This window comes from Roseivivax sp. CAU 1761 (assembly GCF_054482755.1).
The window spans coordinates 64,898-86,984 of record NZ_JBTLRM010000015.1; the positions used below are offsets into that span (position 1 = coordinate 64,898).

Here is a 22,087-nt window from a genome sequence, read left to right on the forward strand (position 1 = left end):
AAAAACCCCGCCGGACCGCTTCTTCTGAGCCGAAATATCCCGGGGTGAATTGCGCGGCGGAGCCACGCAAGAGGGGCAGCGCCCCTCCGGGGCGGCCGGCCGGGCCGGGCCCGCCGGCAGCCCTGCTCGGGCACCGCGCCCCCTGCCCGCCGCCTCAGCCGGCCGGCGTCGAGCTCACCCCGACCTGGGCCGGGCGCAGCAGCCGGTCGTGCAGCAGGAAGCCCACCGCCGAGACCTGGATGATGTCGCCGGCGCGGGTGTCGGGCACCGGCGCCTCGAACATCGCCTCGTGCAGCTTCGGGTCGAACTTCTCGCCCGGTTCCGGGGCGATCTCGGTGATGCCGTGCTTCTGGAACACGTTGCGCAGCTCGCGCAGGGTCAGCTCGACCCCCTCGATCAGCGCCGCGGTGGTCTCGGGGCGCTCCTCGCCGGCCGCGGCCAGCGCCCGGTGCAGGTTGTCGTAGACCGGCAGCAGGTCGCGGGCCAGCCGGGTGCCGCCATAGGATTCGGCGTCGCGGCGCTCGCGGTCGGCGCGCTTGCGGGCGTTCTCGGCATCGGCCAGCGCCCGCATGAAGCGGTCCCTGAGCTCGTCGCGTTCGGCCCTGAGCGCCTCGATCTCGTCGGAGAAGCGCGCCGTGGCCTCCGGCGCCCCGGCCTCCTCGTCCTCGGCCTCGGTGCCGTAGAGTTCGGCCTCCGCGGTCTCCACGTCGTCGAGGAAATCGTCGTTCTTGGGATCTGCCATGCTTACCTCTCGGTGCGGTCGGATATCAGCTTTCCCACCAGCTGTGCCGTGTAGTCGACGATCGGCACGATCCGACCGTAGTTGAGACGGGTGGGCCCGATCACGCCCACCGCGCCGATGATTTTACGATCCGCGTTCATATAAGGAGAGACGACCAGAGAGGAACCCGAAAGTGAGAAAAGTTTGTTCTCCGAGCCGATGAAAATCCGCACCCCCTCGCCGGATTCGGCGAGTTCCAGGAACTCGGCGATGTCGCGCTTGCGCTCGAGATCGTCGAACAGCTCGCGGATGCGCTCGAGCTCCTCCTCGTGGCCCTCCTGAAGCAGGTTCGCCCTGCCGCGCACGATCAGCCGCTCGGAGCGCGCGCCCTCGGCGCTCCAGACCGCCAGCCCCTGCTCCACGAGGTCGCGGGCCAGCCCGTCGATTTCCTGGCGCCGGGCGGTGATCTCGGCGGCGATGACGGCGCGGAAATCGCTCAGCGTGCGGCCCTCGATCAGCGCGTTGAGGAAGTTCGCCGCCTCGCGCATCGAGGACGGCGTCTGGCCCGGCGGCGGGGTGAACAGCCGGTTCTCAACATGGCCGTCGGCGAAGACCAGCACCACCAGCGCCCGGTCGGCGCCGAGGCTGACGAACTCGATATGCTTGATCGGCGCCTCGTGCTTCGGCGTCAGCACCAGCGAGGCGCCGTGCGTCACCCCCGACAGGGCCGATCCGATGCGGTCGAGCATGCCGCCCACATCCTCGGAATTGCTGCCCAGCGTGGCGTCCAGCATGCGCCGGTCCTCGGGCCCGAGATCGCCGACCTCGAGAAAGCCGTCGACGAACATCCTCAGGCCCGCCTGCGTCGGCACCCGCCCGGCGCTGACATGCGGCGCCGCGATCAGGCCGAGATATTCAAGGTCCTGCATGACGTTGCGCACGGTGGCGGCGGAGACCTTCTCGGACAGGGTGCGGGTCAGCGCGCGCGAGCCCACCGGCTCGCCGCTCTCCAGGTAGCCTTCCACGACCCGCCGGAAGACCTCCCGCGAGCGTTCGTTGAGCTGTTCGAGCAGCGGGCTTTGATCAGTCATCGCGGCGTTCGGTTCCTTCACCCGTCCGGGCGGCCGGGGACAAGCGGGGTTGCGGCGCCCTGCCCCGCTTCGTTATGCCCGGATCGCAGCAAAGCGGAGAGCACCATGCGGCCGTCGGGACGGAATTTAAGCGAAATGCGCGCGGTTTCAATCGAGACCGGCATCACCAAGCACGCCGAGGGCAGCTGCCTGATCCGCGTGGGCGACACCCATGTGCTCTGCACCGCCTCGCTGGAACCGCGCGTGCCGCCCTTCCTGAAGGGCACCGGCCTGGGCTGGGTGACGGCGGAATACGGCATGCTGCCGCGCTCCACCACCAGCCGCATGCGGCGCGAGGCGGCCGCCGGCAAGCAGGGCGGCCGCACCGTGGAGATCCAGCGGCTGATCGGCCGCTCGCTGCGCGCCGGGGTCGACCGGCTGGCCCTCGGCGAGCGCCAGATCACCGTCGATTGCGACGTCATCCAGGCCGATGGCGGCACCCGCTGCGCGGCCATTACCGGCGGCTGGGTGGCCTTGCGGCTGGCCGTCGACCGGCTGCTGAAGGCGGGCGAGATCTCCCGCGACCCGCTGGTCTCCCCGGTCGCCGCGGTGAGCTGCGGCCTCTATGCCGGGCAGGCGGTGCTCGATCTCGACTATGCCGAGGACAGCGAGGCCGGCGCCGACGGCAACTTCGTCATGCGCGGCGACGGCCGGATGATCGAGGTGCAGATGTCGGCCGAGGGCGCGACCTTCTCGGGCGAGGAGATGGCCCGCCTGACCGAGCTGGCGCAGCAGGGCGTGGCCGAGCTGGTGGCCGCGCAGCAGGCCGCGCTGGCATGACCCGCCGTCTCACCGGCGACCGGCTGCTGGTGGCCACCCACAACAGCGGCAAGCTCGAGGAGATCGCGGCGCTGCTCGAGCCCTACGGCATCGCCGTCTCGGGCGGGGCCGAGATGGACCTGCCCGAGCCCGCCGAGACCGGCACCCGCTTCGTCGAGAATGCCCGCATCAAGGCGCATGCCGCGGCGCGGGCCACCGGCCTGCCCGCCCTGGCCGACGATTCGGGCCTCGAGGTGATGGCGCTCGACGGCGCGCCCGGGGTCTACACCGCCGACTGGGCCGAGACGCCCCGGGGCCGCGACTTCGCCATGGCGATGACCCGGGTGCATGACGAGCTGCAGGCGAAGGGCGCGCCCGAGCCCTGGGCGGCGCGGTTCTGCTGCACCCTGGTCCTGGCCTGGCCGGACGGCCATGACGAGGTCTTCGAGGGCACCATCGACGGCCGCATCACCTGGCCCATGCGCGGCGATAAGGGCCACGGCTACGACCCGATCTTCACCCCCGAGGGCCACACCCAGAGCTTTGCCGAGATGGACCGCTGGCGGAAGAACGAGATGAGCCACCGCGCCCGCGCCTTCGCCAGGTTCGTGGCAGGCTGCCTTGACTGAGCCCTGGCAGCAGGGCGGCTTCGGCCTCTATCTGCATTGGCCGTTCTGCGAGGCCAAGTGCCCCTATTGCGACTTCAACAGCCATGTCCAGCGCGACATCGACGAGGACCGCTGGCAGCGCGCCTTCCTGTCCGAGATCCGCCGCGCCGGGGCGCTGACCCGCGGCCGGCGGCTGAACTCGGTGTTCTTCGGCGGCGGCACGCCCAGCCTGATGTCGCCCGCCCTGGTGGGCGCCCTGCTCGACGCGGTGGCCGCCGAATGGCCGCTGGCCGAGGATGTCGAGATCACCCTCGAGGCCAATCCCCGCTCGGTCGAGGCGGAGCGCTTCCGCGGCTTCGCCGCTGCCGGGGTCAACCGGGTCTCGATGGGGCTGCAGGCGCTCGACGATGACAGCCTGCGGCGCCTCGGGCGGCTGCACAGCGTGGCCGAGAGCCTCGCCGCCTACGACGTCGCGCGGGCCACCTTCGAACGGGTCAGCTTCGATCTGATCTATGCCCGGCAGAACCAGACCGCCGGCGAGTGGGAGGCGGAACTGCGCCGCGCCCTCGACCTCGCCGCCGATCACCTGTCGCTCTACCAGCTCACCATCGAGCCCGGCACCGCCTTCCATGAGCGGCGCAACCGGGGCGCCCTGCCCGGCCTGCCGGACGAGGATCTCTTGGGCGATCTCTACGAGATCACGCAGGCGCTCTGCGAGGCCGCCGGCCTGCCCGCCTACGAGGTCTCGAACCATGCCCGCCCGGGCGCCGAATCGCGCCACAACCTGGTCTACTGGCGCGGCGGCGACTATCTCGGGCTGGGTCCCGGCGCGCATGGCCGGCTGACCTTCGACGGCGCCCGCCGGGCCACCGCCGCCTGGCGCAATCCGGGGGCCTGGCTCGACCATGCCGAAGGCGGCAATGGCGACCGCCTGGTGGAGCCCGTTCCGGCCTCGGAACAGGCACTCGAATACCTCATGATGTGTCTGAGGCTTCGCGAAGGCCTAGATATGGACCGACTGACCGCGATTCACCCGGATTACCCAGACCGCGCCGCGCTGGCCTCCCTGCGCGACATGGACCTCGTCTGGCAGGACAACGGCCGGCTCGGGGTCACCCCGGCCGGCCGCCTGCTGCTCAACCGCGTGGTGGCGGAGCTCCTGCCCGAGTGACGGCTCAGCTGCCGGCGCCGAGCTTCATGCAGAGCGCGTCGAGCTGGTTCAGCGTCTCGTAGGAAATGCTCACCGTGCCGCCCTCGGCGCCGGAGCGGTGGGAGATCGCCACCCGCATTCCCAGCGCTGCCGAGAGATCCCGTTCCAGCGCCCGGGTATCAGCGTCGCTCTCCTGCGCGGACCCGTTGCGTCGTCCCTGCTGTCCGGACCCATTGGCGGCGCCCGCACCCTTGGCCAGCCGCTCGGTCTCGCGCACGGAGAGCTTGCGGCGCACCGCTTCCCGCGCGAGGTCGCTCGGGTTCTCGGCGGTGATCAGCGCGCGGGCATGTCCGGCGCTCAGCGTGCCTTCGACGACGTGGGTCTGCACGTCCTGCGGCAGGTTCAGCAGCCGCAGCAGGTTGGCAATGTGGCTGCGGCTCTTGCCGAGCGCCTCGGCCAGCTTCTCCTGGGTATGGCCGAACCGGGTCATCAGCTGGCGGTAGCCCGCCGCCTCCTCGATGGCGTTCAGGTCCGCGCGCTGGATGTTCTCGATGATCGCGACCTCGAGCACCTCGGTGTCGTCGAACTCGCGCACCAGCGCCGGCATCTCGTGCAGCGCGGCAAGCTGCGCGGCCCGCCAGCGCCGTTCGCCGGCGACGATCTCGTACATCTCGTCGCTGCCCGGCTTGCGCCGCACGATGATCGGCTGGATCACCCCCTTGGCGCGGATCGATTCCGCCAGCTCGTCGAGCTGCGCCTGGGTGAAGGTGCGGCGCGGCTGGTCCGGGTTCGGCACGATCATCTCGATCGGGATCCGCCGCTCGCCGCGCGCCGCCCCGTTGGCCGCGCTCGCCGCGCTGGCCGGCTCCACATCCGCCATCAAGGCCGACAGGCCGCGGCCGAGGCCCCGGCGCATCTGAAGTTTTTCCGTCATCCTGTCCCTCCGTTCACGCCGCCAGCCGGGCGCTGTTGCGCAGCACTTCTTCGGCCAGCGCACGATAGGCCTGTGCGCCCTTGGATCCGGTGTCGTAGGCCAGCACCGGCATGGCATAGGATGGCGCCTCGCTGACCCGGACATTGCGCGGGATCACGCAGGAGAACACCATGTCGCCGAGATTGGCGCGGGCATCGGCCTCGACCTGTTGCGACAGGTTGTTGCGCACGTCGTACATGGTCAGCACGATGCCCTCGATCCGCAGCTCGGGATTGGCGGTCTGGCGCACCTCGCGCAGGGTGAGCATGAGCTGCGACAGCCCCTCGAGCGCGAAGAACTCGCTCTGCAGCGGCACCAGCACCGAATCCGCCGCGACCATGGCATTGATGGTCAGCAGGTTCAGCGAGGGCGGGCAGTCGATCAGCACGAAATCGAAGCCATGCGCCGCCAGATCCGGCGTCCGCAGCGCCTCCCGCAAGAGCTGGCTGCGGCGCTCCTGGCTGAACAGCTCGATATCGGCCGAGCTAAGATCGGTGGTGGCCGGGATCAGCGCCAGACCCTCGGTCGCCGTCGGGCAGATGATGTCGTCGAGCGTGGCGTCCGACAGCAGCAGGTCGTAGATGGTGAAGTGCCGCTCCTCGGCCTCGAGCCCGAGCCCGGTCGAGGCATTGCCCTGCGGATCGAGATCGATCACCAGCACCGACAGACCCTTTTCCGCCAGCGCCGCGCCGAGATTGATCGTGGTGGTGGTCTTGCCCACGCCCCCTTTCTGATTTGCGATGGCGATGATCTTCGGGGTCGTCGCGGCACGCGGATCAGACATGCGCAATATCTCCAATCTGCAGGATGACGGCGTCGGGCTCGGTTCTACTTGTATGCGAATCCGTACGCATTGACCATCTTTCTTGTGCTTCCGCGAGTTCCGACCGCCAAGTCTTGCCTTTTGGAAACAGCGCGATGCCCCCGGGCGCGAGGTGACGTTGGGCATGCGCCAGAAGCTCGCCCAGCGGCGCCAGGGCGCGCGCCGTGATCAGGCCCGCGCCGACCGGTGCAAGGCTCTCGATGCGCTTGGCCTCGACCCGGACCGGCAGGTCGAGCTGGCGCGCGGCCTCGCGCAGGAACACGCATTTCCGCTGGTCGGATTCCACCAGGACGAACTGCGTCCGGGGCGCCTCGTGCTTGGCGAGAATGGCGCAGACCAGCGCCGGGAAGCCGCCGCCGCTGCCGATGTCGAGCCACAGAACCGGGTGCCCGGCAAGGTCGAAGACTTGCGCCGAATCCCAGATATGCCGCTCCCACAACGCGCTCAGCGACGCCTTGGAGACCAGATTGATGCGCGGGTTCCACTGTTCGACCAGCGTGGCGAAGCGCTGCAGGTCCGCCTCTGTTTCACGTGAAACATCGCGCGCCGCACCGGTCGCCATCACCCGGCTTTCCGGGTCTGGCGCCGAATCCGCGACAGCAGCAGCGTCAGCGCCGCCGGCGTCATGCCCTCGATCTTGGCCGCCTGGGCGAGACTGGCGGGCCGCACCCGCTCCAGCTTGCCGCGAAGTTCGGTCGACAGGCCACTGATCTCGCCGAAGTCCAGATCCGACGGGATCACCAGGGATTCCTCGCGGCGCAACGTGTCGACATCCTGCTTCTGGCGCTGGATGTAGTGGTGATACTGCGCGTCGCGCTGCAATTGCTGCCGGATCCCCTCGGGCAGATCGACGAGACCGGCGGTTTCGGCGCAGAGGGCGGCGAGGTCGAGGCCGGGAAGCGCCAGCGCCTCGGTGCCGCTGCGGCGGCGTCCGTCATCGGACACGGTGGCGCCCTTGGCGCGAAGCTCGGCCGGCAGCAGGCGCAGGTCGTCTAGCACCGCCCGCCCCCGCTCGAGCGCCTCCATCTTGCCGGCGAAGGCGGCCTGCCGCTCCGCCCCCACGCAGCCCAGGTCGAGCGCGATCGGCGTCAGCCGCTGATCGGCATTGTCGGCGCGCAAGGACAAGCGGAACTCGGCCCGGGAGGTGAACATCCGGTAGGGTTCGTTGACCCCGCGCGTCACCAGATCGTCGATCATCACCCCGATATAGGATTCGGCCCGGCTGAGCCGCAGCGGCTCCCGTTCCTGCGCCCGCAGGGCGCCATTGAGACCGGCGACGAGACCCTGCGCCGCGGCCTCCTCGTATCCGGTCGTGCCGTTGATCTGCCCGGCGAAGTAGAGCCCGGGCAACGTTGCCACGGCGAGGTCCGGCGTCAGCGCCCGCGGATCGAAGTAATCGTATTCGATGGCGTAGCCCGGCTGCAGGATCTCGGCCTGCTCGAGCCCGACGATGGAGCGGACATATTCCGTCTGCACGTCCTCGGGCAGCGAGGTCGAGATGCCGTTGGGATAGACGACATGATCGTCGAGCCCCTCCGGTTCGAGGAAGATCTGGTGCGAGTCCTTGTCGGAGAAGCGCAGCACCTTGTCCTCGATCGAGGGGCAGTAGCGCGGCCCGACCCCGTCGATCTGGCCGCCATACATGGCTGATTTCTCGAGGTTTTCCGAGATGACTTCGTGGGTTCGGCGGTTCGTGTGGGTGATCCCGCAGGACACCTGCCGGCAGGCCACGTCGCGCGTGGCAAAGGACAGGAAGACCGGATCCGCGTCGCCGGGTTGGGCGTCGAGGCGGTCCCAGGCGATGCTGCGTCCGTCGAGGCGCGGCGGCGTGCCGGTCTTCAGCCGGCCGCGGGGCAGGTCGAGTTCTGCCAGCCGCTCGGCGAGGCGCTGCGAGGCCGGGTCGCCGACGCGGCCGCCGGAGCGAAGCTGATGGCCGACATGGATGACGCCGTTGAGGAAGGTGCCCGCAGTCAGAACCGTCGCGGCGGCCCGCAGCACCCCGCCGGCCTTAAGCACCACGCCGTGGCACGCCCCGCCCTCGCTGAGAAGGTCGGTGACCTCGTCCACCACCAGGGTCAGGTTCGCCTGCCCGGAGACCGCCGCCTGGATCGCCGCCTTGTAGCGTTTGCGGTCGGCCTGGGTGCGCGGACCCTGCACTGCAGGCCCCTTCTTGCGGTTCAGCAGCCGGAACTGGATGCCGGCATGGTCCGCGGCCCGGCCCATCACGCCGTCGAAGGCGTCGATCTCGCGCACCAGGTGGCCCTTGCCGAGGCCGCCGATAGCCGGGTTGCAGGACATCGCGCCGAGCCCGTCCCGGCTCAGCGTCACCAGTGCGGTCTGGACCCCGAGACGCGCCGCGGCCAGCGCCGCTTCCACGCCGGCATGTCCGCCGCCAATCACGATCACATGGTAGTCGCGTTGTTTCACGTGAAACACTCCTACTTGCCGAGGCAGAAACTGGCGAAGATCTCATCCAGCAGGGTTTCGGCATCGACCCGGCCGATCAGCGAATCGAGCGCCCACAGGGTTGCGCGCAATTCCTCGGCCACCAGATCGATCTGGCCCTCGCCGCCTGATAGCAGAGCCCGCGCCCGAGACAAAGCCTCGCGCCCGCGGGAAATCGCCACGCGGTGGCGTTCGCGGATCAGCAGGCCATCCTGGCTGCTGCGCTGCGCCAGCACCGCGCCGATCTCCGCCACCAGGGCGTCGAGCCCCTGCCCGGTCAGGCCCGAGACCGCGTCCGCCGCGCCGGACAGATCCGCCTTGGCCCCGCGCCGGATGTCGCCGGGCTGCCGCAGCGAGTCGTAGCTCTCGTCCCAGCCGAGGAAGATCCGCAGGTCGGCCTGGCCCGCGCGGTCGCGGGCGCGGGCCACGCCGATCGCCTCGACCCGGTCCTCGGTCTCGCGCAGGCCGGCCGTGTCGAGCAGCGTCACCGCCAGCCCGGCGATCTCCATCCGGACCTCGATCACGTCGCGGGTGGTGCCGGCGATCTCCGACGTGATCGCCGCGTCGCGCCCCGCCAAAGCGTTCAGAAGCGTGGACTTTCCGACATTCGGCGCGCCGACGATGGCGACCTCGAAGCCGGTCCGCACGCGCTCGGCAGCGGACGAGGCCGCGCTTTCGCGGTCGAGCGCCGCCAGCACCCGGTCGAGCCGTTCGGCGACCTCGTCGCTCACGTCGTCCGGCACGTCGTCATCGGCGAAATCCATCACCGCCTCGAGCAAGGCCGCGGCGCGCACAAGGTCGCGCCGCCATTCCGCCACGCGCGATCCCAGCGCGCCGTCGAGCACGGTCAGCGCCTGACGGCGCTGCGCCTCGGTTTCGGCGTCGATCAGATCCGCCAGCGCCTCCACCTGGGTGAGGTCCATGCGGCCGTTTTCCAGCGCCCGACGGGTGAACTCGCCCGGCTCGGCATGGCGCAGCCCGGGCTGATCCGCCAGCGCCCGCAAGACCGCCTGGACCACCGCGATGCTGCCATGCAGCTGGAACTCCACCACCGGTTCGCCGGTGAAGCTGGCGCCCTCGGCAAAGGCCAGGACCAAAGCCTGATCGAGCCGGACCCCCTGCCCGTCGGTCAGGATCCGCAACGACGCCCGGCGCGGATCCGGCACGGATCCGGCCAGCCGTTCGGCGGCGGCGAAGGCGGCCGCCCCGGAGACCCGCACCACGGCCACGCCGGCTCTCCCCGGCGCGGTGGCCAGGGCAAAGATCGTGTCCATGGCGGCCCTCCGCTCAGGTATTCATCGAGTCGAAGAATTCGGAATTCGTCTTGGTCTGCTTGAGCTTCGACAGCAGGAACTCGACGGCATCGGTGGTGCCCATCGGGTTCAGGATCCGGCGCAGCACGAAGGTCTTCTGCAGGTCGCCCTTGTCGACCAGCAGATCCTCCTTCCGGGTGCCGGATTTGAGGATGTCGATGGCCGGGAAGACGCGCTTGTCGGCGACCTTGCGGTCGAGCACGATCTCGGAGTTGCCGGTGCCCTTGAACTCCTCGAAGATCACCTCGTCCATGCGGCTGCCGGTATCGATCAGCGCGGTCGCGATGATGGTCAGCGATCCGCCCTCCTCGATATTGCGCGCGGCGCCGAAGAAGCGCTTCGGCCGCTGCAGCGCGTTGGCATCGACGCCGCCGGTCAGCACCTTGCCCGAGGACGGCACCACGGTGTTGAAAGCCCTACCAAGTCTTGTGATCGAGTCGAGAAGGATCACAACATCTCGTTTGTGTTCCACGAGCCGCTTGGCTTTCTCGATCACCATCTCGGACACCGCCACGTGCCGGGTCGCCGGTTCGTCGAAGGTCGAGGAGATCACCTCGCCCTTCACCGAGCGCTGCATGTCGGTGACCTCCTCGGGCCGCTCGTCGATCAGCAGCACGATCAGGTAGGTCTCGGGATGGTTGGTCTCGATGGAATGCGCAATGTTCTGCAAGAGCACCGTCTTGCCGGTCCGAGGCGGCGCCACGATCAGCGCCCGCTGGCCCTTGCCGATCGGCGCCACCAGATCGATGATCCGGGCCGAGCGGTCCTTGATCGTCGGATCCTCGATCTCCATGCGCAGCCGCTCGTCGGGATAGAGCGGCGTCAGGTTGTCGAAGGCGATGGTGTGGCGGGCGCGGTCCGGATCCTCGAAGTTGATCTGGGTGACGTCCTGCAGCGCGAAGTAGCGCTCCGCCTCCTCGGGGGCCTTGATCTGGCCCTCGATCGTGTCGCCGGTCCGCAGCGAGTATTTCCGGATCATGTCGGGCGACACGTAGATGTCGTCCGGACCCGGCAGGTAGTTCGCCTCGGGCGAGCGCAGGAAGCCGAACCCGTCCTGCAGCACCTCGAGCACGCCGTCGCCGTAGATGTCCCAGCCCTCGTCCGCGCGTTCGCGCAGGATCTGGAACATCATCTCGCCCTTGCGCATCGTCGAGGCGTTCTCGATCTCGAGCTCCTCGGCCAGCGCCAGGAGCGCCTTGGGGCTCTGCGCCTTCAGGTCGGAGAGATTGAGTTTCTCAAGGTTCATCTGACATTCCTTCCGCGCCGCTGCCGGCGCAGTCACGTCCTTCGGGGGAACTGGGTCGAGGTGAGAGGCGGTCTCCGGACGGAGGCGCGTCTCGGCTCGTAGCCGGTGGCTTGGCGAAAGTCAATTCACCGGCGCCCGGGGCGCGTCCTGGCGCCCGGCCGGGCCTTCCTACTCTCAAATTAACAAGAAAAAAGGAATTGTAGTGAATTGTAGGTCCGGCCGGATCCTGTGGATACGCGTTCCGCTCAGATCTTCTCCCGTCCCGCCCGTCTGTGGATAATTCTGCGGAGTGTGGCCGGCATGGTGCGGCTTCCGGGAAGCCAAAGGTCTGATAAATATCACAAAATAAGGCTTTTCCCCGTATCGGCGGCTTGGGGATAAGCGCGGGCGCAACCGAATGGGAATGACGGGGATCCACAGGCCGGATCTTATCCCGTCCCCTGCCCCCAAAACCCCGGTCCCGCGGCGGGACGGATCCGCGGAATCCGGCGCGGCTTGCATCGCGCCGGGGTTTCTCCCAGAACCGTGAGGCAATCGCCCGGTCAGTCGTCACCAGATCCATCCACATGTCTTTGCCTCTCGTCCTCGCCTCCGGCTCCGCGATCCGCGCCGACATGCTGCGCCGCGCCGGCGTTCCGCTGCGAATCGATCCCGCGCGGATCGACGAGGAGGCGCTCCGCGCCGGCCTCGCCGCCGAGGAGGCCTCGCCGCGCGACACCGCCGATGCGCTGGCTGAGATGAAGGCGCGCAAGGTCTCGGACCGCGCCCCGGGCGCGATGGTGCTGGGCTGCGACCAGATCCTTGCCCATGACGGCGCGATCCTGAACAAGCCCGAGAGCCGCGACGCTGCGCGCGACCAGATCCGGCGGCTGTCGGGGGCCACCCACACGCTTCTGTCGGCGGCGGTGCTGGTGCAGGACGGCGAGCCGATCTGGCGCCATGTCGGCACCGCGCGGCTGACCATGCGGACGATCTCCGATCCCTGGCTCGAAGGCTATCTCGACCGGACCTGGCCCGGCATCGGCGAGTCGGTGGGCGGCTACAAGCTCGAGGAGGAGGGCGTGCGGCTCTTCGCGGCGATCCGCGGCGACCACTTCACCATCCTCGGCCTGCCGCTCCTCGAACTGCTGAACTTCCTCACCCTGCGCGGAGATCTCGACGGATGACGGCGCGTATCCCCCTGGCCGGCGTGATCGGCCACCCGATCGGCCATTCCCGCTCGCCGCGCCTGCATGGACATTGGTTGCGGCGCTACGGCCTGCCGGGGCATTACGTGCCGCTCGACATCGCGCCCGACAAGCTGGGCGCGGCGCTCGCCATGCTGCCCGATCTGGGCTTCGCGGGCGTCAACGTCACGCTGCCGCACAAGGAGCGGGTGATGGCGCTCTGCGCCAGCCTGACCGACCGCGCGACGCTGATCGGCGCGGTCAACACGGTGACCTTCCGGCCCGACGGCACGCTGATCGGCGACAACACCGACGGCTACGGCTTCCTCGCCAACCTGCGCCAGGGCGCGCCGGACTGGTCCGCCGAGGCCGGGCCGGCGGTGGTTCTGGGCGCCGGCGGCGCGGCGCGCGCGGTGGTCGTCTCCCTGCTCGATGCCGGGGTGCCCGAGATCGTGCTCTGCAACCGCAGCCGCGGCCGCGCCGAGGCGCTGCGCGACACATTCGGCCCGCGCCTGACGGTGATCGACTGGGTGCAGGCCGGCAACGCGCTCGACGATGCCGCGCTGGTGGTCAACACGACCTCGCTCGGCATGTCGGGGCAGCCGGAGCTTCGCGTGCCGCTGGACGGGCTGCGCCCCGGCCAGGTGGTCACCGACCTGGTCTATTCGCCGCTCGAGACGCGGCTCCTGCGCGTCGCACGCGAGCAGGGCGCCGTCGCGGTGGATGGGCTCGGCATGCTGCTGCACCAGGGCGTGCCCGGCTTCGAGCGCTGGTTCGGGCGCCGTCCCGAGGTCGACGAGGAGCTGCGCGCGGCGGTTCTGGCATGATCTTCCGGCTCGGGCTCACCGGGTCGATCGGCATGGGCAAGTCGACCACCGCGGCGATGTTCGCCGAGGCCGGCTGCGCGGTCTGGGACGCCGACGCGGCGGTGCACCGGCTCTATGAAGCGGGCGGCGCGGCGGTGGCTCCGATGGCGGCGCTGGCGCCCGCCGCGGTGCGGGACGGCGCGGTCTCCCGGCCCGCCCTGCGCGCCGCCATCGCCGCCGATCCCGACCTGCTGGCGCGGATCGAGGCGCTGGTGCATCCGCTGGTCCGCGCCGACCGCGAGGCCTTCGCCGCGGCGCAGGCCGGGCGCATCGGGGTGTTCGACATTCCGCTCCTCTTCGAGACCGAGGGCGCGGCCGAGATGGACGGCGTGGCGGTGGTCAGCACCGATGCCGCGACCCAGCGCGCCCGGGTGCTGGCCCGCGGCAGCATGAGCGCGGCGGCGTTCGAGGCGATCCGCGCCAAGCAGATGCCCGATGCCGAGAAACGCGCCCGCGCCGACTGGGTCATCGACACATCCGACCTTGAGACCGCGCGGGCCGGCGTGCGAGAGGTGTTGCACGCGATCAGGGAGCGGACCGGACATGCGTGAGATCGTCCTCGACACCGAAACCACCGGCTTCGACCCGGAGAGCGGCGATCGGATCGTGGAGATCGGCGCCGTCGAGCTGTGGAACCACATGCCCACCGGCGAGACCTACCACCAGTACATCAACCCGCAGCGCGCCATGCCGCAGGAGGCCTTCGAGGTGCACGGGCTGGGCGATGCGTTCCTGCGCGACAAGCCGCTCTTCGCCGACATCGCGCAGGCCTTCGTGGATTTCATCGGCGAAGCCAAGCTGGTGATCCACAATGCCGCCTTCGACATCAAGTTCCTCAATGCCGAGCTGGGCTGGCTGAAACGCCCGGCGATCCCGTGGGACCGCGCCGTCGACACGCTGGCCATCGCGCGGCAGAAATTCCCCGGCGCGCAGAACTCGCTCGACGCGCTGTGCCGGCGCTTCGGCATCGACAATTCGGCGCGCACGCTGCACGGCGCGCTGCTCGATTCCGAGATTCTGGCCGAGGTCTATCTGGAGCTGATCGGCGGCAAGCAGCCGGATTTCGGGCTGTCGGTGGGCCAGGGGCGCGGCGCCGGCGCGGCGGCCGAGCCGGAATGGCGGCCCTATCGCCGCCCCGAACCGCTGCCGCCGCGGATCAGCGACGCCGAGAAGGCCGCACATGCCGCCTTCGTGGAGCGCCTCGGCGCCGAAGCGGTCTTGCGCCGCTTCGCCTGAGACCGGCCGCCGCGCGGCCGGTCGTCGGAGCTGGTGGCGCGGGTGCGGCTCAGGCCTGGCCGGCCTGCTGGGCGCTGGCCGCCTGCGCCTGCTGGCGGCGCTGGATCTCGCTGCGATAGAGCTGGATGAAGTCGATCGTCTCGAGGTTCAGCGGCGGGAAGCCCCCGTCGCGGGTGACGTCGGCGACGATGCGGCGCACGAACGGGAACAGCATGCGCGGGCATTCGATCAGCAGGAAGGGATGCAGCTGGTTCTCGGGCACGTGCTCGATCTGGAACACGCCGGCATAGTCGATCTCGAGCAGGAAGAGCTGGTCGCCGGATCCCTTCTGCTTGGAATCGACCTTCAGCTTCATGATGACTTCGTACTGGTTCTCGGCGGTGCGCTTCTTGGCGTCGAGATTGACCATGACCTGGACGTCCGGCGACATCTCGCCCTTTACGCCCTTCTGGGCCAGGATGTTCTCGAAGGACATGTCGCGGATGAACTGCGCGAGCACGTTCATCTTGATCGCCGGCGCGTCCGCCTGCTGGGCGTTGGTGCCGGCGGCGTCGCCGTTCGGGTTGGTGCTGGTATCGCTCATGCGGCGGGCTCCCTGAAAACTGTCCCCGCCGGAATAGCAGCCGCGCCGCGGCGCCTCAATGCTTCGTCCAGCCCGATCCCGGATGGTTGGGACGCTTGTCACTGGGCACTTCGTGGTATTCGCCCTCTATCACGTCGCCGGGGCGGTTGGCGGCCGACCGGTCCGGGGCCGGGCGGCGGTGCGGCTGTCCCTGGTTCGGCCGGCCGCCCGTCTGCCCGCCCATCTCGAAGCGGCGCACCCGCACGCGCTCGCCGATCTTGCGCATCGCGGCGCGGCGGACGCCCGGCATCAGCAGCAGGAAGCCCACCGCATCGGTGAAGAAGCCCGGGGTCAGCAGCAGCGCGCCGGCCACCAGGATCATCGCGCCGTGGGCGATCGGCTCGGTCGGGTCGTTGAGTTCGGAAAAGGAACGCCGGATGTCGGCGAGCGCGCCGGCGCCCTGGGTCCGCACCAGCCAGGTGCCCAGGATCGCCGTCAGGACCACGATGCCGAGGGTCGGCCAGAGTCCGATCAGGCCGCCGATCTGGATGAACAGACCGATCTCGATGAGCGGCACGGTGAGAAACGCCACAAACAACCACATGGGCACAGCCTCCTTGCGGGTGCGACCGGTAGACTTGGCCGCGACCAGACCCTACATAAGTCGCCAGGCTGGTTCTTTCCATGCACCCCGACGCGAGGTCTCGATGAATTCCCCTATTCTGCAGCTTCTGGTCCTGGCGGGCATTGCCGTGTTCCTGATCCTGAGGCTGAAGAACGTCCTCGGCACCCGCGAGGGCTTCGAAAAGCCCCAGGTGCCGCCGCAGCCGGGCCAGAGCCGGGCGGATCGCCGCGGCTTCGAGGTCATCGAGGGCGGCCCCGACCGCGACATCGTCGACCACGTGCCCGAGGGCAGCGACAGCGCGCGCGCGCTGGCGCGCATGAAGCAGGCCGAGCCGTCGTTCAGCGTGGCCGAGTTCCTCGGCGGCGCCCGGGCCGCCTACGAGATGATCCTGATGGCCTTCGAGCGCGGCAATCTCGACGAGATCCGCGCCTTCCTGACCCCCGATGTGGCCGAGAGCTTCGCCGAGGTGATCGCCGCCCGCGAGGAACAGGGGCTGATCGTGGAGGCCGAATTCGTCGGCGTCCGGGAGCTCAAGCTGACCCAGGCCACCTTCGACGAGGAGAACAGCGTCGGCGAGATCACCGTGCGCTACGTGGCCGAGCTGACCTCGGTGGTGCGCGATGCCGAGGGCAACATCGTCGAGGGCGCTCCCGGCCAGGTCAAGAAGCAGCGCGACAGCTGGACCTTCGCCCGCGCCATGGGGGCCGAGGACCCGAACTGGCAGCTGGTCGCCACCGGCGAATGACCCGGCGGATCGGCGCGGCGCTGCTGGGCCTCGCGATGGCCGCCGGTCCCGCCGGTCCCTCGGGCGCCAGCCCGGCGGTGGGCGGGCCGGTCTACCGCATCCTCGGCTTCGACGATCTCGACGGCTGGGCGGCGGACGACCATGCCGCCGCGCTCGACGCCTTCCTCGTCACCTGCGGCGATCTGAACGACCCGGACTGGCGGGCGCTCTGCGCCGCCGCGGCGGATCACCGCGACGCCGCCCGCACCTTCTTCGAGCTGTTCTTCCGCCCAGTCCTGATCACCGACGGCGCCGGCGGCGCGCTCTTTACCGGCTATTTCGAGCCCGAGCTCGACGGCGCGCCGGAGCCCTCGCCGGATTATCCGCATCCCGTCCACGCCATGCCCGAGGAGGCGCTCGAGGCGCAGCCCTGGCTGTCGCGCCGCGACATCCTGACCGGGGACGCCATGGTCGGGCGCGGGCTCGAGATCGCCTGGGTTTCCGACCCGGTGGAGCTGTTCTTCCTGCAGATCCAGGGCTCGGGGCGCATCCGCTATCCCGACGGGCAGGTGGTGCGGGTGGGCTATGCCGGCAAGAACGGCCACGAATACCGCTCCATCGGCCAGGAACTGGTGCGCCGCGGCACCTTCGAGCCGCACCAGGTCTCGGCCCAGGTGATCAAGCAATGGGTGCGCGAAAACCCGGTCGAGGGCGAGGAGCTGCTGTTCCACAACCCCTCTTACGTCTTCTTCCGCGAGATCAGCGAGGTGCCGCCCGAGCTGGGGCCGCTGGGCGCCATGAACCGCTCGATCACGCCGCTGCGCAGCGTCGCCGTGGATCCGGCGATCACCCCGCTCGGCGCGCCGGTCTGGATCGAGAAGGACGGCGCCGAGCCGATGCGCCGGCTGATGGTGGCGCAGGATACCGGCTCGGCGATCAAGGGGGCGCAGCGCGCCGACATCTTCGTCGGCACCGGCGATGCCGCCGGCCTGCGCGCCGGCACCTTCCGCGATCCCGGCCGCATGGTGGTGCTGCTGCCGATCCAGCGGGCCTACGGCCTGCTGCCGGATCTGGCGGAATGAAGGGACGGCGCCCCCGGCCCGAGGAGCTGGAATTGTGGTCCGAGGTGGCGCGGAGCACCCGGCGGCTGGGCCGCCGCGAGCGCCGCCGCGACCCCGCCCCGGCGGCGGCGCCACCGTCTCAGGAGGCCGGGGCCGCATCCTGGCCGCCGGCGCCGCCGGCCGATCCCGGCGGCGAGACGCTGCGGCCCTTCCGCCTGGGCGAGGCGGCAAGGTCCGGCCGCTCCTCCACCGCCATGCCGGCCGCGCCGCCGGCTCCGGCGCCGAAGATGGACGCGCGCGCGCATGCCCGGCTGAAGCGCGGCAAGCTGCGCCCCGAGGCCCGCATCGACCTGCACGGCATGACCCTCGACGAGGCGCATCCGGCGCTGATCGGGTTCATCCTGACCGCCCGGTCGCGGGGCCTGCGGCTGGTCCTGGTGATCACCGGCAAGGGGGCGCTCCATGCGCCGCACGACCCGGCGCCGCAGCGCCGCGGCGTCTTGCGCGCGCAGGTGCCGCATTGGCTGCGCCTGCCGCCGCTCGGCCCCGTGGTGCTCGACGTCGTGCCGGCGCATCTGCGCCATGGCGGCAGCGGCGCGCTCTACGTCTATCTGCGCCGCCCGGGCTGAGCGCCGCGCGGGCTTGAAGCCGGGACGCGCACCGCTAGCTCGCGGCCATGGCCTGGCTGTTCTTTCCCGTGTTTCTCGCAGCCTGCGGCGCCGCCGCGGCCACCGGGGCGCTGTTTTCGCCGGGCGCCTGGTATCGCGGTCTCGACAAGCCGGCTTGGACGCCGCCCGACCGCGCCTTCCCGGTGGCCTGGACGCTGATCTACCTGGCCATTGCCGCTGCCGCCGCCCGGGTCGCGGCGCTGCCGGGCAGCCAATGGGCGCTGGCGCTCTGGGCGCTGCAGATCGCGCTCAACACGCTCTGGACGCCGGTCTTCTTCGGGCTACACCGGATCCGGCTCGGGCTCGTCGTGCTGGGCGCGCTGATCGCTGCGGTGATCGTGGCGCTGCCGGTCTTCTGGCGGCTCGACGCCGTCGCCGGCGCGCTGCTCCTGCCCTATCTCGGCTGGCTCGGCCTCGCCTTCGCGCTGAACCTCGCCATCCTGCGGCGCAACCCGGCCGGCTGAGACCTCACTGCGGGTCGGGATCGGCCGCCAGGTGGCGTTCGCCGCGGGCCCGGGCCAGGGCGATCTGGCGCTGGCGCTCGCGGAACCGCGCCTTGTCCGCCGCATCGGTCTCGCCGATGCAGGCCGGGCAGGACACGCCCTCCTCGTAATCGGGATGGTCGCGATCCGCGGGCGCCACCGGACGCCGGCAGGCATGGCACAGACCGTGCGGCCCCTCGACGAGCCCGTGGCCGACCGAGACCCGGCCGTCGAAGACGAAGCACTCGCCCTGCCAGGCGCTCTCGGCCTCCGGCACCTCCTCGAGATATTTCAGGATGCCGCCCTTCAGGTGGTAGACCTCCTCGACGCCCTGGGCGCGCAGGTAGGCGGTGGATTTCTCGCAACGGATGCCGCCGGTGCAGAACATGGCGATCTTCTTGTTGGCGAAGCGGTGGCCATTGGCCTCCCACCAGGCCGGGAAGTCGCGGAAGCTGCGGGTGCCCGGATCGACGGCGCCCTTGAAGCTGCCGATCGCCACCTCGTAATCGTTGCGGGTGTCGATCACCGCGACGTCGGGGGCGCGCACCAGTTTGGTCCAGTCCGCCGGCGCGACATAGGTCCCGGCGGCGCGCTCGGGGTCGAGCCCGGGCTGGCCCATGGTGACGATCTCGGATTTCAGCCGCACCTTCAGGCGGGCGAAGGGGCGCGCCTCGGCCTCGGAATACTTGACCTCGATGGCGGCGCAGCCGGGCAGGGCGCGGATCGCCGCGACGGCGCGGTCGAGGCCTTGGGCCGGCCCGGCAATGGTGCCGTTGATGCCCTCGCGGGCGAGGATCAGCGTGCCGGTGACGCCGCCGGCCCGGCAGGCCGCCTCGAGCCCCGGGCGCAGCGCGGCGGGGTCGTCGAAGCGGGTGAAGCGGTAGAGGGCGGCGACGCGGAACATGGCCGTCGAGATACGCAGCGCGCGGGCGCCGATCAAGGGCCGGGCGGGGGCTCGTGGCGCGGGGAGGGGCCGGTGGCACGCCGTCCCGGCGGCGCGGTTGGAGGGCCTCGGCGCCGCGAAGTCGTGTCGGGCCGAGCAGGTCCTGCCGCCGATCATCCGCGACCGCCGCGCATCTCGACCGGCGGCAACGCCACCTCCCGCAAGAACCTGGGCCCGCGCGAAACAGCAGCCGCAGGCCGCCGCGCATCGCCGGGCCGCCCCCCGGCCCGGCGATCCGGTTGGGTTGGACGCTCAGCTTCGACCTTCTTCGGACCTTGCGGGATAAACCGATGGATTCCGCCGTCAGGATCGCCGCGCCGCGGCCCGTCGAGGCGCGGCTCCGCACCCGGCATGTCCGGTCACAGCGCGTCCGGGCCTGGCCGAGACGCCTCCCGACCGCGGGCCCGTGGCGCGGCGATCCGCAGACCGCCTGCGATGCGGCCGAACGGCCCGCGCAGTCCGCCGCCCGACCTTGCCATTCGCCCCCGCCCCGGCGCAGGCTCGAGCCGGCGAGACCGCAAGGGAGACCGCGATGCAGGCGCTGATCGTCATCGACGTGCAGACGGATTTCTGTCCCGGCGGGGCGCTGGCGGTGCCCGGCGGCGACACGGTGGTGCCCGGCATCAACGCCCTGATGGCCGAGGCCCCGGCGGTCGTCCTGACTCAGGACTGGCACCCGGCCGACCACACCTCCTTCGCGGCCCGGCATCCCGGCCGTGCCGCCTTCGACAGCGTGGAGATGCCCTACGGTTCGCAGGTGCTCTGGCCCGCGCATTGCGTCCAGGGCAGCCCCGGCGCCGCCTTCCATCCCGAGCTGGAGACCGACCGCGCCGATCTGGTGATCCGCAAGGGCTTCCGCCGCGCCATCGACAGCTACTCGGCCTTCTTCGAGAACGACCGCGTGACGCCCACCGGGCTCGAGGGCTACCTGCGCGGCCGCGGCATCGAGCGCCTCACCCTGGCGGGTCTCGCCACCGATTTCTGCGTCCGCTTCTCGGCCCTCGACGCCGCCCGGCTGGGCTTCGCGGTCACCGTGCGCCGCGACCTCTGCCGCGGCATCGACCTCGACGGATCGGTGGCGGCGGCGGAGCGCGAGATGGCGGCGGCCGGCGTGGCGCTCACGGGCTGACGCTTGCCACGCCCCGGCCGGCTTGCTTTAAGCACCGGCGGTTGAAGGGAGAACCGCCTTGGTCGACATCGCCACCCGCGTCTGGAACCACAAGTGGAAGATCGACCCGATCGTGCGGTCGCTGATCGACACCGACTTCTACAAGCTCCTGATGTGCCAGTCGGTGTTCCGCAACCGGCCCGACACCCGCGTCACCTTCAGCCTGATCAACCGCTCCACCCATGTGCCGCTGGCCCGCCTGATCGACGAGGGCGAGCTGCGCGAACAGCTCGACCACATCCGCTCGCTGTCGCTGACCCGCGGCGAATCGACCTGGCTGCGCGGCAACACCTTCTACGGCAAGCGGCAGATGTTCCGCTCCGATTTCATGGAATGGTTCGAGGGGCTGCGCCTGCCGCCCTACCATCTGGAGCGGGTCGGCGACCAGTACGAGCTGACCTTCGAGGGCGCCTGGCCCGAGGTCATGCTGTGGGAGATCCCGGCGCTCGCGGTGCTGATGGAGCTGCGCGGCCGCGCCGTGCTGCACGACATGGGCCGGTTCGAGCTGCAGGTGCTCTATGCCCGCGCGATGACCAAGCTCTGGGAGAAGATCCAGTCGCTGCGCGACATCCCCGATCTGCGGATCGCCGATTTCGGCACCCGGCGGCGGCATTCCTTCCTGTGGCAGGATTGGTGCGTGCGGGCGATGATCGAGGGGCTGGGGGCGTCCTTCGTCGGCACCTCGAACTGCCTGATCGCCAAGAACCGCGACCTCGAGGCGATCGGCACCAATGCCCACGAACTGCCGATGGTCTATGCCGCGCTGGCCGAGGACGACGCGGCGCTGGCCCGCGCCCCCTACGAGGTGCTGGCCGACTGGCACGAGGAGCATGACGGCAACCTGCGCATCATCCTGCCCGACACCTACGGCACCGAGGGCTTCCTGGCCCGCGCCCCGGACTGGCTGGCGAGCTGGACCGGCATCCGCATCGACAGCGGCGACCCGGCCGAGGGCGCGGAGGCGGCGATCGCCTGGTGGCAGGCCCGCGGCGAGGATCCGCGCCACAAGCTGATCATCTTTTCCGACGGGCTCGACGTGCAGAAGATCCACGCCCTGCACGCGCAGTTCGCCGGACGGGTGCGGCTCTCCTTCGGCTGGGGCACGCTGCTAACCAACGATTTCCGCGGCCTCACCGCCGACGACCGGCTGGCGCCCTTCAGCCTCGTCTGCAAGGCGGTGGCCGCCGAGGGCCGCCCGACCGTCAAGCTCTCCGACAACCCCAACAAGGCCATGGGCCCGCAGCGCGAGATCGCCCGCTACAAGCGCGTCTTCGACGTCGGCCCGCAGCAACCCCTCGCCGTCGAGGTCTGACCCGCCCCCTTCTTCTGAGCGGTAATATCCCGGGGAGCCCGAGGGGCCGGCCCCTCGGTCCCGCCCTCCGAGCTTCAGCCCGAAGCTGCGCACCGCATGGCCGCCC

At 70.4% G+C, this 22,087-nt stretch carries 24 protein-coding genes; 13 read left to right on the forward strand and 11 right to left on the reverse strand.

The window, feature by feature from the left end; genetic code table 11:
• Nucleotides 1-154: 154 nt before the first annotated feature.
• Together ACXYMW_RS11090 and hrcA are read right to left on the reverse strand one after the other, a co-directional pair.
• Complete coding sequence (locus tag ACXYMW_RS11090; protein ID WP_459035383.1) at nt 155-742, reverse strand: nucleotide exchange factor GrpE; 588 nt, start codon at nt 740-742, stop codon at nt 155-157.
• A gap of 2 nt (nt 743-744) precedes the next feature.
• Complete coding sequence (hrcA, locus tag ACXYMW_RS11095; RefSeq protein WP_459035384.1) at nt 745-1,812, reverse strand: heat-inducible transcriptional repressor HrcA; 1,068 nt, start codon at nt 1,810-1,812, stop codon at nt 745-747.
• 105 nt (nt 1,813-1,917) lie between these two features.
• On the opposite strand from hrcA, the gene rph reads away from it, so the two are divergent.
• Genes rph through hemW form a run of 3 tightly spaced genes read left to right on the forward strand, consistent with a single transcriptional unit; the run spans nt 1,918 to nt 4,389 of the window.
• A complete protein-coding gene (gene rph, locus ACXYMW_RS11100) occupies nt 1,918-2,631 on the forward strand; it encodes a ribonuclease PH (protein WP_459035385.1) in 714 nt (237 codons plus the stop codon).
• Nucleotides 2,628-3,239: an RdgB/HAM1 family non-canonical purine NTP pyrophosphatase gene (gene rdgB, locus ACXYMW_RS11105; protein ID WP_459035386.1), complete on the forward strand. Its 612-nt coding sequence runs from the start codon at nt 2,628-2,630 to the stop codon at nt 3,237-3,239. Before rph ends, rdgB begins: the two co-directional genes overlap by 4 nt.
• Nucleotides 3,232-4,389 (forward strand): radical SAM family heme chaperone HemW, encoded by a 1,158-nt coding sequence (hemW, locus tag ACXYMW_RS11110; protein WP_459035387.1) that lies wholly within the window; start codon nt 3,232-3,234, stop codon nt 4,387-4,389. The genes rdgB and hemW overlap by 8 nt, the downstream gene beginning before the upstream one ends.
• A gap of 4 nt (nt 4,390-4,393) precedes the next feature.
• Here hemW and ACXYMW_RS11115 read toward each other — a convergent pair whose 3' ends face one another.
• From ACXYMW_RS11115 to rho, 6 genes are read right to left on the reverse strand one after another with little or no spacing between them, the layout of a single operon-like run.
• The gene (locus ACXYMW_RS11115) at nt 4,394-5,302 is read right to left on the reverse strand and encodes a ParB/RepB/Spo0J family partition protein (protein ID WP_459035388.1); all 909 of its coding nucleotides are present in this window, start codon (nt 5,300-5,302) and stop codon (nt 4,394-4,396) included.
• A gap of 13 nt (nt 5,303-5,315) precedes the next feature.
• Nucleotides 5,316-6,125, reverse strand: coding sequence for a ParA family protein (locus ACXYMW_RS11120; RefSeq protein WP_459035389.1), 810 nt, complete (start codon nt 6,123-6,125; stop codon nt 5,316-5,318).
• Nucleotides 6,118-6,726, reverse strand: coding sequence for a 16S rRNA (guanine(527)-N(7))-methyltransferase RsmG (rsmG, locus tag ACXYMW_RS11125; protein WP_459035390.1), 609 nt, complete (start codon nt 6,724-6,726; stop codon nt 6,118-6,120). Before rsmG ends, ACXYMW_RS11120 begins: the two co-directional genes overlap by 8 nt.
• On the reverse strand, nt 6,726-8,600 hold the full coding sequence (mnmG, locus tag ACXYMW_RS11130) for a tRNA uridine-5-carboxymethylaminomethyl(34) synthesis enzyme MnmG (protein WP_459035391.1): 1,875 nt from the start codon (nt 8,598-8,600) through the stop codon (nt 6,726-6,728). The genes rsmG and mnmG overlap by 1 nt, the downstream gene beginning before the upstream one ends.
• Nucleotides 8,601-8,602: 2 nt before the next feature.
• Nucleotides 8,603-9,883 (reverse strand): tRNA uridine-5-carboxymethylaminomethyl(34) synthesis GTPase MnmE, encoded by a 1,281-nt coding sequence (gene mnmE, locus ACXYMW_RS11135; RefSeq protein ID WP_459035392.1) that lies wholly within the window; start codon nt 9,881-9,883, stop codon nt 8,603-8,605.
• Nucleotides 9,884-9,896: 13 nt separating this feature from the next.
• Nucleotides 9,897-11,168 (reverse strand): transcription termination factor Rho, encoded by a 1,272-nt coding sequence (gene rho / locus ACXYMW_RS11140; RefSeq protein ID WP_459035393.1) that lies wholly within the window; start codon nt 11,166-11,168, stop codon nt 9,897-9,899.
• Nucleotides 11,169-11,734: 566 nt separating this feature from the next.
• On the opposite strand from rho, the gene ACXYMW_RS11145 reads away from it, so the two are divergent.
• The 4 genes from ACXYMW_RS11145 to dnaQ are packed head-to-tail and all read left to right on the forward strand — an operon-like array spanning nt 11,735 to nt 14,436.
• Nucleotides 11,735-12,334, forward strand: coding sequence for a Maf family protein (locus ACXYMW_RS11145; RefSeq protein ID WP_459035394.1), 600 nt, complete (start codon nt 11,735-11,737; stop codon nt 12,332-12,334).
• Nucleotides 12,331-13,161 carry a shikimate dehydrogenase gene (locus ACXYMW_RS11150; protein WP_459035395.1) on the forward strand — a complete coding sequence of 277 codons (831 nt, stop codon included), beginning with the start codon at nt 12,331-12,333 and terminating at the stop codon, nt 13,159-13,161. The genes ACXYMW_RS11145 and ACXYMW_RS11150 overlap by 4 nt, the downstream gene beginning before the upstream one ends.
• Nucleotides 13,158-13,751, forward strand: a complete 594-nt coding sequence (gene coaE, locus ACXYMW_RS11155) for a dephospho-CoA kinase (RefSeq protein WP_459035396.1) — start codon at nt 13,158-13,160, stop codon at nt 13,749-13,751. The genes ACXYMW_RS11150 and coaE overlap by 4 nt, the downstream gene beginning before the upstream one ends.
• Nucleotides 13,744-14,436: a DNA polymerase III subunit epsilon gene (gene dnaQ / locus ACXYMW_RS11160; RefSeq protein WP_459035397.1), complete on the forward strand. Its 693-nt coding sequence runs from the start codon at nt 13,744-13,746 to the stop codon at nt 14,434-14,436. The genes coaE and dnaQ overlap by 8 nt, the downstream gene beginning before the upstream one ends.
• Before the next feature lie 49 nt (nt 14,437-14,485).
• On the opposite strand, the gene secB is transcribed toward dnaQ, so the two are convergent.
• Both secB and ACXYMW_RS11170 read right to left on the reverse strand, forming a co-directional pair.
• The gene (gene secB / locus ACXYMW_RS11165) at nt 14,486-15,019 is read right to left on the reverse strand and encodes a protein-export chaperone SecB (protein WP_459035398.1); all 534 of its coding nucleotides are present in this window, start codon (nt 15,017-15,019) and stop codon (nt 14,486-14,488) included.
• Nucleotides 15,020-15,074: 55 nt separating this feature from the next.
• Nucleotides 15,075-15,602: an FxsA family protein gene (locus ACXYMW_RS11170; RefSeq protein WP_459035399.1), complete on the reverse strand. Its 528-nt coding sequence runs from the start codon at nt 15,600-15,602 to the stop codon at nt 15,075-15,077.
• 103 nt (nt 15,603-15,705) lie between these two features.
• Here ACXYMW_RS11170 and ACXYMW_RS11175 point away from each other — a divergent pair, with 103 nt between their 5' ends.
• From ACXYMW_RS11175 to tspO, 4 genes are read left to right on the forward strand one after another with little or no spacing between them, the layout of a single operon-like run.
• A complete protein-coding gene (locus ACXYMW_RS11175; RefSeq protein WP_459035400.1) occupies nt 15,706-16,368 on the forward strand; it encodes a Tim44/TimA family putative adaptor protein in 663 nt (220 codons plus the stop codon).
• Nucleotides 16,365-17,429: a murein transglycosylase A gene (gene mltA / locus ACXYMW_RS11180; RefSeq protein ID WP_459035401.1), complete on the forward strand. Its 1,065-nt coding sequence runs from the start codon at nt 16,365-16,367 to the stop codon at nt 17,427-17,429. Before ACXYMW_RS11175 ends, mltA begins: the two co-directional genes overlap by 4 nt.
• On the forward strand, nt 17,426-18,037 hold the full coding sequence (locus ACXYMW_RS11185) for a Smr/MutS family protein (protein ID WP_459035402.1): 612 nt from the start codon (nt 17,426-17,428) through the stop codon (nt 18,035-18,037). Before mltA ends, ACXYMW_RS11185 begins: the two co-directional genes overlap by 4 nt.
• Before the next feature lie 47 nt (nt 18,038-18,084).
• Nucleotides 18,085-18,540 carry a tryptophan-rich sensory protein TspO gene (gene tspO, locus ACXYMW_RS11190; RefSeq protein ID WP_459035403.1) on the forward strand — a complete coding sequence of 152 codons (456 nt, stop codon included), beginning with the start codon at nt 18,085-18,087 and terminating at the stop codon, nt 18,538-18,540.
• Between the two features lie 4 nt (nt 18,541-18,544).
• Here the strand turns inward: tspO and trhO are convergent, their stop codons facing one another.
• Nucleotides 18,545-19,462: an oxygen-dependent tRNA uridine(34) hydroxylase TrhO gene (trhO, locus tag ACXYMW_RS11195; protein WP_459035404.1), complete on the reverse strand. Its 918-nt coding sequence runs from the start codon at nt 19,460-19,462 to the stop codon at nt 18,545-18,547.
• A 571-nt stretch (nt 19,463-20,033) separates the two neighbouring features.
• Here trhO and pncA point away from each other — a divergent pair.
• Both pncA and pncB read left to right on the forward strand, forming a co-directional pair.
• On the forward strand, nt 20,034-20,630 hold the full coding sequence (pncA, locus tag ACXYMW_RS11200) for a bifunctional nicotinamidase/pyrazinamidase (protein ID WP_459035405.1): 597 nt from the start codon (nt 20,034-20,036) through the stop codon (nt 20,628-20,630).
• A 58-nt stretch (nt 20,631-20,688) separates the two neighbouring features.
• On the forward strand, nt 20,689-21,981 hold the full coding sequence (gene pncB, locus ACXYMW_RS11205) for a nicotinate phosphoribosyltransferase (protein WP_459035406.1): 1,293 nt from the start codon (nt 20,689-20,691) through the stop codon (nt 21,979-21,981).
• The last annotated feature ends 106 nt before the right edge of the window (nt 21,982-22,087 follow it).